The sequence below is a fragment of the Chitinivorax sp. PXF-14 genome (assembly GCF_040812015.1).
Lineage (GTDB): Bacteria > Pseudomonadota > Gammaproteobacteria > Burkholderiales > SCOH01 > JBFNXJ01.
The window spans coordinates 258807-272914 of the sequence record NZ_JBFNXJ010000001.1 but is presented as its reverse complement, the minus strand read 5'-3'; the positions used below and the strand labels follow the sequence as shown (position 1 = coordinate 272914).

General features: G+C 64.5%; 16 protein-coding genes. 2 read left to right on the top strand and 14 right to left on the bottom strand.

Annotated features, from left to right (window positions below):
• Position 1: 1 nt before the first annotated feature.
• Both ABWL39_RS01265 and ABWL39_RS01260 read right to left on the bottom strand, forming a co-directional pair.
• The gene (locus ABWL39_RS01265; protein ID WP_367786427.1) at positions 2 to 574 is read right to left on the bottom strand and encodes a cytochrome C oxidase subunit I; all 573 of its coding nucleotides are present in this window, start codon (positions 572 to 574) and stop codon (positions 2 to 4) included.
• Positions 567 to 1280, bottom strand: coding sequence for an SURF1 family protein (locus ABWL39_RS01260; protein ID WP_367786425.1), 714 nt, complete (start codon positions 1278 to 1280; stop codon positions 567 to 569). The genes ABWL39_RS01265 and ABWL39_RS01260 overlap by 8 nt, the downstream gene beginning before the upstream one ends.
• A gap of 44 nt (positions 1281 to 1324) precedes the next feature.
• Here ABWL39_RS01260 and ABWL39_RS01255 point away from each other — a divergent pair, with 44 nt between their 5' ends.
• Complete coding sequence (locus tag ABWL39_RS01255) at positions 1325 to 1522, top strand: twin transmembrane helix small protein (protein ID WP_367786423.1); 198 nt, start codon at positions 1325 to 1327, stop codon at positions 1520 to 1522.
• Between the two features lie 12 nt (positions 1523 to 1534).
• Here the strand turns inward: ABWL39_RS01255 and ABWL39_RS01250 are convergent, their stop codons facing one another.
• From ABWL39_RS01250 to coxB, 6 genes are all read right to left on the bottom strand, one after another.
• On the bottom strand, positions 1535 to 2389 hold the full coding sequence (locus tag ABWL39_RS01250) for a cytochrome c oxidase subunit 3 (RefSeq protein WP_367786421.1): 855 nt from the start codon (positions 2387 to 2389) through the stop codon (positions 1535 to 1537).
• A gap of 29 nt (positions 2390 to 2418) precedes the next feature.
• A complete protein-coding gene (locus tag ABWL39_RS01245) occupies positions 2419 to 2619 on the bottom strand; it encodes a DUF2970 domain-containing protein (RefSeq protein ID WP_367786419.1) in 201 nt (66 codons plus the stop codon).
• Between the two features lie 14 nt (positions 2620 to 2633).
• Positions 2634 to 3167 carry a cytochrome c oxidase assembly protein gene (locus ABWL39_RS01240; protein ID WP_367786418.1) on the bottom strand — a complete coding sequence of 178 codons (534 nt, stop codon included), beginning with the start codon at positions 3165 to 3167 and terminating at the stop codon, positions 2634 to 2636.
• Positions 3164 to 3259 (bottom strand): cytochrome oxidase small assembly protein, encoded by a 96-nt coding sequence (locus ABWL39_RS01235; RefSeq protein ID WP_367786416.1) that lies wholly within the window; start codon positions 3257 to 3259, stop codon positions 3164 to 3166. The genes ABWL39_RS01240 and ABWL39_RS01235 overlap by 4 nt, the downstream gene beginning before the upstream one ends.
• Positions 3260 to 3332: 73 nt before the next feature.
• Entirely contained in the window at positions 3333 to 4964 is a 1632-nt protein-coding gene (gene ctaD / locus ABWL39_RS01230; RefSeq protein ID WP_367786909.1) for a cytochrome c oxidase subunit I, read from the bottom strand.
• Positions 4965 to 4982: 18 nt separating this feature from the next.
• Positions 4983 to 6113 carry a cytochrome c oxidase subunit II gene (gene coxB, locus ABWL39_RS01225; RefSeq protein WP_367786414.1) on the bottom strand — a complete coding sequence of 377 codons (1131 nt, stop codon included), beginning with the start codon at positions 6111 to 6113 and terminating at the stop codon, positions 4983 to 4985.
• A gap of 511 nt (positions 6114 to 6624) precedes the next feature.
• On the opposite strand from coxB, the gene ABWL39_RS01220 reads away from it, so the two are divergent.
• Positions 6625 to 9336, top strand: coding sequence for a DUF2339 domain-containing protein (locus ABWL39_RS01220; protein ID WP_367786412.1), 2712 nt, complete (start codon positions 6625 to 6627; stop codon positions 9334 to 9336).
• A gap of 7 nt (positions 9337 to 9343) precedes the next feature.
• Here the strand turns inward: ABWL39_RS01220 and bioD are convergent, their stop codons facing one another.
• From bioD to bioF, 6 genes are read right to left on the bottom strand one after another with little or no spacing between them, the layout of a single operon-like run.
• Positions 9344 to 10024: a dethiobiotin synthase gene (bioD, locus tag ABWL39_RS01215; RefSeq protein ID WP_367786410.1), complete on the bottom strand. Its 681-nt coding sequence runs from the start codon at positions 10022 to 10024 to the stop codon at positions 9344 to 9346.
• 6 nt (positions 10025 to 10030) lie between these two features.
• On the bottom strand, positions 10031 to 10933 hold the full coding sequence (gene bioC, locus ABWL39_RS01210; RefSeq protein ID WP_367786408.1) for a malonyl-ACP O-methyltransferase BioC: 903 nt from the start codon (positions 10931 to 10933) through the stop codon (positions 10031 to 10033).
• The gene (locus ABWL39_RS01205; protein WP_367786406.1) at positions 10930 to 11514 is read right to left on the bottom strand and encodes an FMN-binding negative transcriptional regulator; all 585 of its coding nucleotides are present in this window, start codon (positions 11512 to 11514) and stop codon (positions 10930 to 10932) included. Before ABWL39_RS01205 ends, bioC begins: the two co-directional genes overlap by 4 nt.
• A gap of 4 nt (positions 11515 to 11518) precedes the next feature.
• Positions 11519 to 12280 (bottom strand): pimeloyl-ACP methyl ester esterase BioH, encoded by a 762-nt coding sequence (bioH, locus tag ABWL39_RS01200; RefSeq protein ID WP_367786405.1) that lies wholly within the window; start codon positions 12278 to 12280, stop codon positions 11519 to 11521.
• 14 nt (positions 12281 to 12294) lie between these two features.
• On the bottom strand, positions 12295 to 12822 hold the full coding sequence (locus ABWL39_RS01195; RefSeq protein ID WP_367786403.1) for a hypothetical protein: 528 nt from the start codon (positions 12820 to 12822) through the stop codon (positions 12295 to 12297).
• A gap of 33 nt (positions 12823 to 12855) precedes the next feature.
• A complete protein-coding gene (bioF, locus tag ABWL39_RS01190; RefSeq protein WP_367786401.1) occupies positions 12856 to 14010 on the bottom strand; it encodes an 8-amino-7-oxononanoate synthase in 1155 nt (384 codons plus the stop codon).
• Positions 14011 to 14108: the final 98 nt, after the last annotated feature.

The window sequence follows — 14108 nt, the reverse complement described above, 5'->3', positions numbered from 1 at the left end:
CCTAACCCAGTGCCTCATTGTTCTTCAACAGCTTGGTCAGCTCGCGGATGATCTGCGTCGGATTGTGCATCGGGCTGTAACGCAGCACCTGATTGCCCAGGGGGTCGATCACGTAGATGTAGTCCTCGACCCGCTCGCCTGCAGGAACAGGCAGTTCGCGCAACAAGGCGCTGTCCGCAGCGCGCCAGCGTCGCACGCCTTCGGCCATGTCAGGCTCGCTGGCAGGGGCGGAATCGGCCACCAGCCACACGCGCTCGATGCGGTCGAGCTCCTTGCCCTGCGCGAGGCGCAGCTGGCGCATCATGTAAAGCTTGTCCTGGCAGCGGCGCGCACAGGCGCCGCCATCCGCCATCAGCAGCACCCATCTGCCCTTTACCGCGGCCAAGCCGCCCGGCCGGCCGGCGACGTCGGGCAGCACGTGGGCCGGCAACGGCCTGGTTTGCAGCAGGTCGCCATGGGTCTTGGCCTGGCTGGGTTTCCAGACATAGTAGGCGAGATACGATGCGGCGAAAGGCGCGATGCACACCAGCAGCAGGATCAGCAGGATGCGCCGGTTTGGCCTCGGGTCAGCCACGACGTTTGGTATTGAGTACGACATACAGCACCACCACGACGGCCGCGATGCACAACCACTGCACGGCATAGGCCACATGTTTTTGTACCCCGGCGTCAGGCCGGGACCATTCGCGTATCAGCCCGTCGGCAGCATGGCTGTCCTGCTCGACGACTACCGGCAGGACGGACACGCTGTATCGGCGCGTGTAACGCTCCAGTCGCAGGTTTTGCCAGACGTTGCCGGCAATCGTGTCCTGCGACAATTCGAAATACTTGGCGGGCGGCACCACGGCCAAGCCGCGCACCTCGACCAGCCCCGCCCGCGCGGCGGCGGCTTTCGCCAGATTGGCCGAACGCGGCACCCAGCCACGGTTGACGAGCAGGAACTGCTCACTGCCGGCGAGCCGCACCGGCATCAGAAGCTGGTAGCCCGCCAGCCCCTTGTAGGTCTTGTTGTCGAGCCAGATCGCCTTGTCCGGCGCCCACTCGCCGCGAGCCACGATGTGACGGTACTGCAGAGCATCGACCGGCTCCCCACCCTTCAGCGGCAGTGCCGGCAGGGCCTGGGCCTCGTCGAATTTCGCCTGCAAGGCCCGTTTCTGCTCGGCGCGGCCAAACTGCCAATTGGCGGCAGCCAGGGCAAGCGCCACGACCAGCAGCGCGGCCAGGCTGGGCCACAGCCGCGGGCGGAAGCGTAATTGGCCGATTTTGGCGGCTGGAGACATGGTGATCATTGCACTACACTTGTCCGATCGTTCGGAGACACACCATGAAAATCATCGTCATCCTGATCATCGCCGCGATCCTGCTCAGCCTGTTCACCGCGCTGCGCGGACTATTGAAGCCAGGCGCCGCATCCGAGAAAACCGTCAGGGCGCTGACGCTGCGTGTCGGGCTGTCGATCTCGCTGTTCCTGTTGCTGATGGCCGGCTACTACTTCGGCCTCATCCCGCGATCTGGCCTGTAAGCACTCCGGCCATTACAGCCAGTACACGAAGACGAACAGGATCAACCACACCACATCGACGAAGTGCCAGTACCAGGCCGCCGCCTCGAACGCGAAATGGTGATCCGGCTTGAAATGCCCGGCCATCGAGCGGAACAGCATGACCGCCAGCATGATGGTGCCCAGGGTCACGTGGGCGCCGTGAAAGCCGGTCAACATATAGAAGGTCGTGCCGTAGATGCCGGACGACAGCGTCAGGTTCATCTCATGCATCGCGTGCCGGTATTCATAAGCCTGCAGGCCGAGAAACAACATCCCCAGCACAACGGTCAGGAACAAGCCGGCAACCAGCTGGGTACGGTTGTTCTTGATCAACCCCCAGTGCGCCCAGGTGACCGTCGCGCCGGAGGTCAGCAGGATCAGCGTATTGATCGCCGGCAGGCCCCAGGCCTCCATCGGGCGGTAGCCCTCGACCCCCGCCGGCGCCACCTGGGTCGGCCAGACAGCGTTGAAGTCCGGCCACAACAGTTTGTACGACAGGGAGCCCAGCTCGGGCACCGAAATCACGCGGGCGTAGTAGAGGGCGCCGAAGAAGGCGGCAAAAAACATCACCTCGGAGAAGATGAACCAGCCCATGCTCCAGCGGAACGACAGATCGACCTGGTGGCCATACTTGCCCGACTCGCTCTCCCTGATCACTTGGCCGAACCAGCCAAACAGCATGTAGAGCAGGATGGCGAAGCCGATCGCCAGGCTGATCTTGCCGAAGCCCACGCCATTGACGGTGAAGGCAGCCCCCAAGCCCAGAAAGAACAGGGCAAAGGCGCCGACTAGCGGCCATTTGGAAGGCTGCGGGACGAAATAGTGCTGTTCTGCCTGTGCGCTCATAGGTCTCCCCTTATCCTTTGTTATCCGTGTCAGCCAGCGATGAGCCTCACCAGCGTGACGAGGCTCAGTACGAAGATCAGGCCGCCGATCAGGCCGGCGATGATGATCTGCCTGGGCGTCAGCTTCGACATGTCGGCGGCGTGGTCCTGCCGCTTGCGGATGCCGAAGAAGGCCCAGAATATCGCCTTGATCGCCTGAAGATTACCGCCGTCGTCCTTCGGTTCAGACATGCTTTCCCGTCGTATCAGGAGCGCCCGGCGCCCTCGACCTCAAAAAATGTGTACGACAAGGTCACCGTGTTCACATCGGGCGGCAACGCACGATCGATCAGGAACACCACCGGCAGTACGCGCTTCTCGTTGGCCGCGATGGTCTGCTGCCGGAAGCAGAAGCATTCGAGCTTCTTGAAGTGCTGCTGCGCGTTGATCGGCCCGTAGCTCGGCACCGCCTGCCCCACGATGCTGCGCCTGGACAGGTTTTCCAATTCATACTCGACCTGCACCACCTGCCCTGGATGCACCTTCATGCTGACCTGCCTGGGCTTGAAGCGCCATGGCAGGTCGTTGCGCAGGTTCGCATCGAACTCGATCGTGATGTCGCGGCTCGTGTCCACCTGCGTGTTGACCGGCGCCACATCGGCGGCCAGCACATTGTTGATGCCGGTCACCTCGCAAATCTTCTTGTAGAACGGCACCAGCAGATAGCCGAAGCCGAACATCATGACCGCGATGACCGCCAGCTTGAGCATCAGCTGACGATTCTCGGTAAGCAGGTTCATAGCCCGAACAGCCATGCCTTGGCGATGAAACCTGCAAAAAAGGCCAGCGCGCACGAGGCGACGATCAAGGCGGTACGCGTGTTCTTGTTCATTTCCACAACCTGACTCCTGTGCCGGCCAGGGCCGGCGGGGTTGCCTCACCGCAGGACTGCGGCAGGGCCTGGCTCAATGCAGCTTCTGTTCACGCGCCAGGCGATCGATCAACTCGCGCGGCGGCGGTGTTTCCCAGGTATGGAACGGCGCCGGCGACGGCACCTCCCACTCGAGCGTGTTGACGGCCTCCCATGGCTTTTGTGGCGCCTTGCCGGCGCCGCCGCGGATGTTGTCGAGCACGACGAAGATCAGGAAGTAAACCTGCGCCAGGCCGAAGGCGAATGCACCGATCGAGGCGATCTCGTTGAAACCGGCGAACTGCGTCGCATAGTCCGGGATACGGCGCGGCATGCCCGCGAGGCCGAGGAAATGCATCGGGAAGAAGGTCAGGTTGAAGGCGATCATCGACCACCAGAAGTGGATCTGCCCGCGGCGCTCCCTGTACATGTAGCCGGTCCACTTCGGCGCCCAGTAGTAATAGGCCGAGAACAGGCTGAACAGCGCACCGGCCACCAGCACATAGTGGAAGTGCGCGACCACGAAGTAGGTATCCTGATACTGGATGTCGGCCGCCGCGATCGCCAGCATCAGCCCCGAAAGGCCGCCCATGGTGAACAGGCAGACGAAGCCGATGGCGAACAGCATCGGCGTTTCGAAGCTCATCGAGCCTTTCCACATCGTCGCGATCCAGTTGAACACCTTCACCCCGGTCGGCACAGCGATCAGCATCGTCGCGTACATGAAGAACAGCTGCCCGACCGCCGGCATGCCGGTGGCGAACATGTGGTGCGCCCACACCATGAAGGACAGGATCGCGATCGATGACGTCGCGTAGACCATCGAGTGGTAGCCGAACAGGGGCTTGCGCGCGAAGGTCGGGATCACCTGGCTGACCACGCCGAACGCCGGCAGGGCCATGATGTAGACCTCGGGGTGGCCGAAGAACCAGAAGATGTGCTGATACATCACCGGGTCGCCGCCGCCAGCGGCATTGAAGAACGAGGTGCCAAAGTGGCGATCGGTCAGCAGCATGGTCACCGCGCCGGCCAGCACCGGCACCACGGCGATCAGCAGGTAGGCGGTGATCAGCGTGGTCCAGGCGAACATCGGCATCTTCATCATGGTCATGCCCGGCGCACGCATGTTGAGGATGGTGACGATGATGTTGATCGAACCCATGATCGAGCTCATCCCCATGATGTGGATGGCGAAGATGGTCAGGTCCATGCCCATGCCCATCTGCGTCGACAGCGGTGCATAGAGCGTCCAGCCTGCCGCGGCCGCACCGCCCGGCACGGCGAAGCTGATGATCAGCAGCAGGGCGGCCGGCGGCAGCAGCCAGAACGACCAGTTGTTCATGCGCGCAAACGCCATGTCGGGCGCGCCGAGCATCAGCGGCAGCATCCAGTTGGCGAGGCCGGTGAAGGCCGGCATGATGGCGCCGAACACCATGATCAGGCCGTGCAGCGTGGTGAACTGGTTGAACAGCTCGGGGCGGAAATACTGCAGGCCGGGGCTGAACAGCTCGAGCCGGATGCACAGCGCCATCACCCCGCCGGTGAGGAACATGGTGAAGCTGAACCACAGGTAGAGCGTGCCGATGTCCTTGTGGTTGGTGGCGGTCAGCCAGCGCGCGAGGCCGCTCGGATGATGATCGTCATGGCCATGAGCATGCGCCTCGTCCGCGGCCACCGTTTTTGCCATCGAATTCATGAAATCTCCTTACTTGCGCGCCGCTTTGACTTCGGAAGGCTGGACCATGTCGCCCTTCTTGTTACCCCAGGCATTGCGCTCGTAGGTAATGACAGCGGCGATCTCGGTATCGGAGAGCTGCTTCCAGCTTGGCATGGCGCCCTTGCCGGCCAGCACGAGCCCGACATGGCCTTGCTTCGGCCCGGTGGCGATCTTCGAGCCGTCGAGCGCCGGGAAGGCGCCGGGGATACCCTTGCCGTTGGCCTGGTGACAGGCCACGCAGTTGCCGCCATACACCTTCTCGCCACGCGCGACGAGCTCATCGAGCTTCCACACCTTGTTCGGGTCATCCTGCTGGGAGGCGATTTCTTTTTTCTTCTTGTCGATCCAGGCGGCGTATTCCTCCGGCGTCTTGGCCTCGACCACGATGGGCATGAAGCCATGCTCCTTACCGCACAGCTCGGCGCACTGGCCGCGGTAGATGCCGGGCTTGTCGACCTTGAACCAGCTATCGCGGATCAAGCCGGGGATGGCATCCTGCTTGACGGCAAAGGCCGGCACCCACCACGAGTGGATCACGTCGTTGGCGGTCAGCAGCAGGCGAATCTTCTTACCGGTCGGCACCACCAGCGGGTTGTCGACTTCGAGCAGATAGTGCTCGCCCTTGCCCGCGCCCTTGCCCTGAAACTCTTCGATCTGGTCACGCGGCGTGGACAGGTTGGCATAGAACTGCACGCCCTCCTGCAGGTAGTCGTAGCCCCATTTCCACTGGTAGCCGGTAACCTTGATCGTCATGTCCTCACTCTTGGTGTCCTTCTGAGCGAGCACCACCTTGGTCGCCGGCAGCGCCATGGCGATCAGGATGAAGAACGGGATGATGGTCCAGATCACTTCCACCGTGGTGTTCTCGTGGAAGTTGGCGGCCTTGTGGCCCACCGCTTTGCGGTGCTTGAACATCGAGTAGAACATCACGCCGAACACCACGACGAAAATCGCGATGCAGATGTACAGCATGAGCTCGTGGATGCCGATCACCCGGCTCGCCAGCTCGGTGGCCGGTGGCTGCATGTCGGTCTGGTAGGCTGCCTGGCTGGCCTGCGAGAACAGGGCGGCAAGCCCTCCCTGCGCTGCTGCTGTTATTGTTATCAGCTTGCGTCTCATGGTCTCCCCATCACTTTTTTTGAAGTCTTTGGGTGCAGACCGCAGGGCGATTCTTATGGTTGTTACAACGGGCCCTACGGCACTTGCGTAACATGCCCTGCCAATTTGCGACTTGAGTTAGATCAAGCTCTGGCGCGACAAATTGATGATGATACTAACAAACGGATTTTTAGAACACAAGCTCCAAACAGCTTGTGCAGCGCAACATCAAACCCATTTTAAACATAAGGTTACGCCATTCAAAAGCCACCCAACCATGCCATCGACATGGCGATGGCTTTGGCACAATTTCAATACTAGACCGCGATTCGCGAGATTCAAGGCACCCCGGGATGAATGTGGCGAGGACAGGCAAGTCCATCAGTAATGATGACAAGCAACGAAAATCATTTGCAATGCAACAAACACGCAAACCGCTGTTTTGCCTGCACATGCCCAAGCCCCTCCGCTCGCCCGATTGCACGGTGCCGCACCTCTGTTACAGTGGCACAAAAACCGCCAAGGACGCCTCATGTGGATACTCGCCGGCCTGATCATCGGCGCCCTGCTCGACAACACGATTGGCGCCGTCGCGGGGCTGGCGCTTGGCGTCGCACTCGAACTGACCGTGGGTAAGCGCGGGAAACAGGCCTCACCGCCCGATCTCCTGGCCCGGCTGGAATCGATCGAAGCCCGGCTGGCAGCCGTTGAGTACCGCCTCTCGCAGAACGAGCCAACCACCGGCCCCGTGCCGTTGCCGGCCGTAGAAGCGCCAGCAGAGGCCTCACCGGCCATGGCGGGCACAGCGCCTGCCGCGCAGGTCGCAGCACTGGCCGGGGTCCGCATGCCGGCTCCAGCCCTCGCCGATGTCGACATCACAGCACCGGCCAGCCTGGCAGAAGCCGCACGGACCGGGCAAGTCTCGCCGCAGCCAGCCGACACCACGCAGGCCGACTTGCCGCCCGATCAGCTGACGCCCAAGGCGCGCTGGTGGGAGCGGCTGTTTGCCGGCAATCTGGTTGCCAAGGTCGGCATCATCGTCCTGTTCTTCGGCGTCGGCTTCCTGCTCAAATATGCCTACGACCATGCCCTGCTGCCGCCCGAATCGCGCCTGCTCGGTGTCGCGGCCATCGCAGCCAGCCTGCTCTGGCTCGGCCACCGCTGGCTGGGCGAACGGCGTACCTATGCGCTGATCCTGCAGGGCGGCGGGGTCGGCCTGGCCTATCTCGATGTCTATTTCGCGCTCAAGCAGTTCGAGCTGATTTCGCCCACGCTGGCCTTCGCCGGCTTTGCCCTGCTTGGTGGCATCGCCATCGCACTGGCGCTGCGGCAGGATGCGCAGGCGCTTGCCCAGCTGGGCCTCAGCGGTGCCTTTCTCGCGCCGCTGCTCGCGGCCAGCGGCGGCGAACACCATGTATTGCTGTTCAGCTACTACGCGCTGATCAACAGCCTCATCGTGCTGCTGTGCTGGTTCAAGCCCTGGCGCGCGCTGTGCCTGACCGGCTTCTGGTTCACCTTTGCCGTGTCAGTCGCCTGGGGGGTGTTCTCGTACCAGCCCGAGCAGTTCGCCAGCACCGAGCCTTTCCTGGTCTATTACTTCCTGCTCTACACCGCCCTGCCGCTGCTGCTCGCGAGCCGCCAGCCGCCGAGCTTGCGCGGCCTGGTGGACGGCACGCTGGTATTCGGCACGCCGCTTGCGTGCACGCTGCTGCAGTGGAGCCTGGCGCAGCCGGCAGCCGATCGCGTCATGACGTGGAGCGCCCTGCTCGTCGCGCTGCTCTACGCCACCCTGGGGCTGCGCTGCCGCCGCAACTGGCCCGTGCTGGCCGAGGCCTATGGCGTACTCGCGGTGCTGTTCGCCACGCTGGCGCCCTTCTTCGCGTTTGAGGTGTACCCGACCTTCGCCATCTGGACACTCGAAGGGGCCGCCCTGGTTTGGCTCGGGCATCGCCAGCAGCGGCCACTGGCGCGCTTCTTCGGCATGGCGCTGGCGCTTGGCGCGAGCCTGTATTTCCTGCTGGGCGATACGCCCCGTGGCGGCCCGCCGCTCGATGCGGTCAATCTCGGCTATGGCTTGATCGCCGTGTCGGCGTTGCTGATAGCCCGCCTCGAACGCTGGCGCGGCACCGACCCTGGTGCAACGCTCTGGCTTGGGTGGGGCGTGCTGTGGTGGCTCACGGCAGGGTACGACCTGGTGTCCCGCGTGGCGCACGAGCCATGGCAGCAGGCCCCGTGGCTGCTGCTGTTCGTTACGGCCAGCGCCGTGCTGGCAGACTGGCGCGGTGCGCGCCTCACGTGGCCGGCATTGCGGCTGACCGCCTTGCTGCTGGTGCCTGCGATACTGCTGCACCTGCTCTGGCTCGCCGACAGCGACGCACATCCGCTGCAGGGCTGGGGCTGGCTGAGCTGGCCGGCGGCCTTTGCCACCGCCGGGCACATCGTGCGCCGGCAACTGCACAAGCAGGACAGCGTCATCGTTGCGGCACTGCTGCCGGCCTTGCTGTGGCTAGCCATCGGCGCGGCCAGCTGGGAGCTCGACTGGCGTACCGCCGACAACGGCTGGGTGCACCTCTGGCACGATGTCGCCACCTCCTTGCCCGCGCTGCTGGCCGCGATCTGGCTGGCTGGCCGCCAGCGGAAACCGGGCAGCGCCTGGCTCGTCCAGCCGATCTATCTGCAGGCCACGTTCGCCATGGTGTGGGCATGGCTTGGCCTGCGCGCGCTATGGCAACTCGGCCTTGCGAGCACCGAGCTGGCGCCGCTGCCGCTCTACCTGCCGTTGCTCAACCCGGTGGACCTGATCCAGGCGGCCATGCTCGGTGCAGCCTGGGCCGCGCTCGACAGCACGCCCAAGGTGCGTCCCGTCGCAAGCCCCGTGTTGGCCGTGCTTGCCTTCCTGAGCCTCAACGCGCTGGCGCTGCGTTGCATCCACCACTGGCTCGGCGTGCCTTATGACATCGCGTCGCTGCTCGATTCGGTGGAGGCACAGACCCTGCTCTCGCTGCTGTGGACGAGCACCGCGCTGGGGTTGATGCGCAGCGCCACACGGCTCGGCCAGCGGCCACCGTGGTACGCCGGCGCCGGCCTGCTCGCGCTGGTGGTGGGCAAGCTGTTCGTCAACGATCTCGCATCGAGCGGCACGATCGCTCGCATCGTGTCCTTCCTTGGCGTGGGCATCCTGCTGCTGGTGATTGGCTATCTGGCGCCGATGCCGCCTGGTGACAGCCACCCGGAAAACGAATAGCGGCGGATCAGCCGCGCGCCAGCAGGGCCGTGAGCGAAGCGCGGAGCAGCCGGGGCGGCTCGCCCGGCACCGCATGCGGGACGACGCCGAGCAGCGGCGCGGGCAGCCTGGCTTCGAGCGTGGCCAGATTGGCCTCGAATTCGCGCATCTCGGGTGCGATGCGGTTGGCCACCCAGCCGACCAGCGAGCAACCGCTGGCCTCGATGGCGCGTGCCGAGAGGATGGCGTGGTTGAGGCAGCCGAGCCGCATGCCGACCACTAGGATCACCGGCAGCCCCAGGGCATACGCCAGATCGGCCATGTCGGCCTGCGCCGAGATCGGCGCATGCCAACCGCCCGCCCCTTCGACCAGCACGCAATCCGCCTGCCGCGCCAGCTCACCGAAGTTCAGCCTGATACGTTCGACATCGATCTCGACCCCGGCACGGGTGGCGGCGAGATGCGGCGAGATCGGCGGCTCGAAGGCATAGGGGTTGAGCAGCGCACGCGGCACCGCATGGTGGCCAGCCGCCAGCAGCGCCTCGACATCCTCGTTGGTGAGCCCCTCGGGGCCGGAGTAACAGCCCGAAGCGATCGGTTTCATGCCCAGCGCGCTCATCCCGCGCTGATTGAGTTCACGCAGCAAGAGGCTGGTAACGAAGGTCTTGCCGACCTCGGTATCGGTGCCGGTGACGAAGAATGCGCTCATGGCCGCTCAGGCGTCGGGCTTGGGGCGCGGGCGAAACTCGATGATCTGGCGGCCATCGGCGAGCTGCGTCGGCGGTTTCGGCTGCGGGCGCCAGGCGTGGCCGTAAACGACCTCGTAAGTCGCCGGCAGGCGGCCGTCTCGGCGCAGTTTCTCGTAGTTGTCGAGTACCTGCTGCCAGCGCTGCTTGCCCATGAGGCCCTGGCCGCGACCCTGCGTGACGTTGTGCGCGCCGATGGCCTTGAGATCGGCCATCACGGCCCTGACCGAATCGTAGGTCAGGGTGATGTTTTCCATGTCCATCACCGGCTCGCTGAAGCCCGCCCGCACCAGCGCATCGCCGATGTCGTGCATGTCGATGAACTTGTTCACATGGGTATGCCCGTCGAGCCCGCTGAACGCCTGGCGTAGCTCCTTCAGTGTGTCGGGGCCCAGCGTGGCGAACATCAGCAGGCCTTCCGGCTTCAGCACGCGATGGAATTCGGCAAACGCCAGGTCCGGCGTATTGCACCACTGGATCGCGAGGTTGGACCACACCATGTCCACCGAGGCATCCCCAAGCGGCAGGCGCTCGATGTCACCGCAGACCTGTGGCGGACGGCTGTGCTTGATGAAGGGCAGGTGCTTCTTCCACCACGCGGCCTGCCCCGCCGACACCTGCAGCATGCCCAGCGCCAAGTCGAGCTCGATGACGCGCGCGTCGGGGTACTGCTCGCGCAGCTTGCGCGTGCCGTAGCCGGTGCCGGAGCCCGCATCGAGCAGCCATGCGGGCAGATGCTTGATGTAGTCGAGGCGAGCCTGCATGCGGTCGCTTACTTCGCGCTGCAGCACGGCGGCGGCATCGTAGCTATCGGCCGCGCGCTCGAACGAGCGCCTGACCTGCTGCTTGTCGGTGTAGAACGGCTCGCTCATGGCTGCTCCAGCATGAAGGCCGCGGTGCGCCGGTCTTCTGGGTACGGGCTGGCGGCCAGCGCCTCGATCACGCCGGGGCGATCCGCCGGCCGGTTCTGGCTCATCTTGAACTTGCCTTCGATCGTCTCGATGGCGATCTCGAATGTCAAGATGTGCTCCAGCATGTGCGCCAGATTCGGCGCCTGATCGAGCGTCCAGGCGCCGTCTGGCTCAAACGCCGCGACCAGCTCGCGCATCTGCGCCAGCTTGGCGTCAGCATCGGCGATGTGGCGCAACTGTCCGTGCACGTGCACGGTGGCATAGTTCCAGGTCGGCACGCCGGGGTTGACGTACCAGCTCGGCGACACATAGGCATGGGGGCCATGAAACACGGCGACGACGGCACCTTCCGCGCCAGACTGCGGGTTGGCGGCCGCGAAATGGCCGCACAGCACGCGCCGATCTGCGTCGAACAATAACGGCAGGTGGGCGATCTGAGGCCCGGCCTGGCCGGGCGACACCAGCGTGGCAAACGGGTTGTCGCGCATCAGCGCAAACAGCCTGGACTCATCCGTCGCGGCAAAGGAATGTGGAATGTACATGCGATCACTTCAGAAACTGGCAAACCCGTTCGACAAAGCGTTCGGGGTGGGAAATGAACGGCGCGTGCGCGCTGTCCTTGAGCATTTCCAGCTCGGCATCGGGCAGCCTGGATGCGAGCCAGCGCCCCACTGGGGCCGGCGTCAGCCCGTCACGCTCGCCATAGATCAGCAAGGTCGGCGGGTCGAGATGCTGGAGCTCGGGGCGCAGATCGACATCGCGCAGGATGTCGAGGCCCTGCCTCATCACCACCGGGTCGGGCCGGCCGCGTTCGAACAGCCTCGCCTGCAAGGCCTTCAGCACCTCGCGTGAGGCCTGGCCGCCCAGCGCCTGTAGGGCGATGAAGCGTTTCAAGGTGCCCTCGTAGTCGGCCTGCAGCTCCTGGGCAAACCGCCCGAGCACCTCGTGCTGCATGGCCGTTGGCCAATCCTCGCGCTGGGCGAAACACGGCGAGCTGGCCACCAGCACCAGCTTGTCGACCGCAGACGGATGGCTGAGCGCCCAGCGCAACGCCACCGCACCGCCGAGCGACCAGCCCAGCACATGGACCGGCAGCGGGAATTCGCCTGCGACGCGCTCTGCAATCGCATCGAGGCTGTAGGGCTCGACCGCCGGGCTCAGGCCATGCCCCGGCAGATCGACCAGGTGTACGCAGAAGTGCTCGGCCAGCGCCTCTGCCACGCCATGCCAGATGCCGCCATGCATCGCCCAGCCGTGCAGCATGACCAGATTCGGCCCACGGCCCAGAGTCTCGATGTGTAGCGACATGTATTCCTTCGATATTACTTGAGCGCGGCGATGCTCTCTTCGATCTGCGCCTTGACCACGTCGTCGCCCATCGCTTTGGCCTGCTCCAGCGCGTCCTTCAGCAGCGGCAGCGCCGCCTGCGGGCTCAACCTGGGCTTGGCGGGCTCGCCGCCGATCTTCCACTGGCCGCCCTGCTGCGCCAGTTCCAGCGTCAGCTGGTCCTTGCGCGGGGCCAGCGCCATGCGCACGCCGTCGAATTCACCGATGACATCATAGGTGACGGTGACCTGTGTCTTGCCGCCTGCCTCGCTCGGTGCGCCGATATCGTGCGTCTTCACCACCAGGCAGCCATCCCAGCTGTAGGAGGCGGGCCAGGTGGTAAATTTCTGTACGTTCGCCCAGGTTTTGCCCTGCATGGCATCACCCGTCGCATCCGCCGACACATATGCCTCGACGACCGATTTCGGGCTCGTGGGATAGGTATCGCCGGCCACGGCCTGGGCCGCCCAGATGGCGACAGGCGCGATGAACAGCAGGGAAGTCTTTTTACCGATTGTGATCATAGGGTTAGCACCAATGCCTTGCGAAAGGCGCGATTATTGCGCACAACGTAATATAGCGCCGCACAAATTTTCGACATCCTGCTCTAGATGCGCAGCCGACAGCGAGATGCGCAGCCGTGCCGTCCCTGGTGCGACAGTTGGTGGCCGGATCGCGGGCACCCAGAAACCGGCATCGCGCAATTGCTCCGACACGCGCAGCGCCTCGGCGTTGTCGCCGATGAGCAGCGGCTGGATCGGCGTCTCCGACGGCATCAGGGTCCACGGTGAGGCGGACAGTCCCTTGCGCAGCACAGCGATCAGCTTGCGCAGGTGTTCGCGCCGCCACGACTCGCGCTCGATCAGCTCCACACTCTTGAGCAGGGTTTCGGCCAGCATCGGAGGCTGGGCCGTGGTGTAAATATAGGTGCGGGCACGCTGGGTTAGCCAGTCGATCATGTCCTGCGTGCCGGCAACGAACGCGCCAGCCACGCCAGCAGCCTTGCCCAGCGTGGCCATGTAGATCACGCGCGGCGAGCTGACCTGGTGCGCGACCAGCGAGCCGCGCCCGTCCGGCCCGAGCACGCCGAAACCGTGCGCATCGTCGAGCAGCAGCCAGGCATCGTACCGGTCGGCGAGCCGCACCAGCTCGCTGACCGGTGCCTGGTCGCCATCCATGCTGTAGACCGCGTCGACAACGATCAGCTTGGTATCGTGGTTCGACTCGGCCAGCAGGCGCTCAAGCATGGCCATGTCGTTGTGGGCGAAGCGCTTGAAATGGGCGCGCGACAACAGGCAGGCATCATTGAGCGAGGCATGGTTGAGCTTGTCGGCGAAAATCGCCGCCTCGCGCCCCGCCAGCGCCGTCACCACGCCGAGATTGGCCATGTAGCCGGTGGAAAACAGCAAGGCCGCATCGCGCCCGACGAACCGCGCCAGGACAGTCTCGAGCGCCTCGTGCGCGCTGAAATGCCCCGCCACCAGATGCGATGCGCCACCGCCGACGCCCCAATTGAGCACGGCCTGGCGCGTCGCCTCGATCAGCTCCGGATGGCCGGCGAGACCGAGATAGTCGTTGCTGGCAAAGGCGATATAGGGCTTGCCATCGATCAGTACATGCGCGCCCTGGGGCGATTCCAGTACGCGGCGCTGGCGAAGCAGGCCCTGTTCGTCGAGTTGTTTCAAGGCGGCGTGCAAGTCGGGAAGTGGCATGGATATCTCAAACGCACGCGGAAAGGCCGTGGCGCCCGGCCACGCCTGCCGCCGCGACAGGCGCGGACGGACAGGGCAGCCCCTTCACTATATACGGG

Excerpts from the sequence above, each read along its gene's own strand:
- ABWL39_RS01260 (WP_367786425.1), bottom strand. The coding sequence starts at position 1,280 with ATGTCTCCAGCCGCCAAAATCGGCCAATTACGCTTCCGCCCGCGGCTG.
- ABWL39_RS01255 (WP_367786423.1), top strand. The coding sequence starts at position 1,325 with ATGAAAATCATCGTCATCCTGATCATCGCCGCGATCCTGCTCAGCCTG.
- ABWL39_RS01250 (WP_367786421.1), bottom strand. The coding sequence starts at position 2,389 with ATGAGCGCACAGGCAGAACAGCACTATTTCGTCCCGCAGCCTTCCAAA.
- ABWL39_RS01245 (WP_367786419.1), bottom strand. The coding sequence starts at position 2,619 with ATGTCTGAACCGAAGGACGACGGCGGTAATCTTCAGGCGATCAAGGCG.
- ABWL39_RS01240 (WP_367786418.1), bottom strand. The coding sequence starts at position 3,167 with ATGAACCTGCTTACCGAGAATCGTCAGCTGATGCTCAAGCTGGCGGTC.
- ABWL39_RS01235 (WP_367786416.1), bottom strand. The coding sequence starts at position 3,259 with ATGAACAAGAACACGCGTACCGCCTTGATCGTCGCCTCGTGCGCGCTG.
- ctaD (WP_367786909.1), bottom strand. The coding sequence starts at position 4,964 with ATGGCAAAAACGGTGGCCGCGGACGAGGCGCATGCTCATGGCCATGAC.
- coxB (WP_367786414.1), bottom strand. The coding sequence starts at position 6,113 with ATGAGACGCAAGCTGATAACAATAACAGCAGCAGCGCAGGGAGGGCTT.
- ABWL39_RS01220 (WP_367786412.1), top strand. The coding sequence starts at position 6,625 with ATGTGGATACTCGCCGGCCTGATCATCGGCGCCCTGCTCGACAACACG.
- bioD (WP_367786410.1), bottom strand. The coding sequence starts at position 10,024 with ATGAGCGCATTCTTCGTCACCGGCACCGATACCGAGGTCGGCAAGACC.
- bioC (WP_367786408.1), bottom strand. The coding sequence starts at position 10,933 with ATGAGCGAGCCGTTCTACACCGACAAGCAGCAGGTCAGGCGCTCGTTC.
- ABWL39_RS01205 (WP_367786406.1), bottom strand. The coding sequence starts at position 11,514 with ATGTACATTCCACATTCCTTTGCCGCGACGGATGAGTCCAGGCTGTTT.
- bioH (WP_367786405.1), bottom strand. The coding sequence starts at position 12,280 with ATGTCGCTACACATCGAGACTCTGGGCCGTGGGCCGAATCTGGTCATG.
- ABWL39_RS01195 (WP_367786403.1), bottom strand. The coding sequence starts at position 12,822 with ATGATCACAATCGGTAAAAAGACTTCCCTGCTGTTCATCGCGCCTGTC.
- bioF (WP_367786401.1), bottom strand. The coding sequence starts at position 14,010 with ATGCCACTTCCCGACTTGCACGCCGCCTTGAAACAACTCGACGAACAG.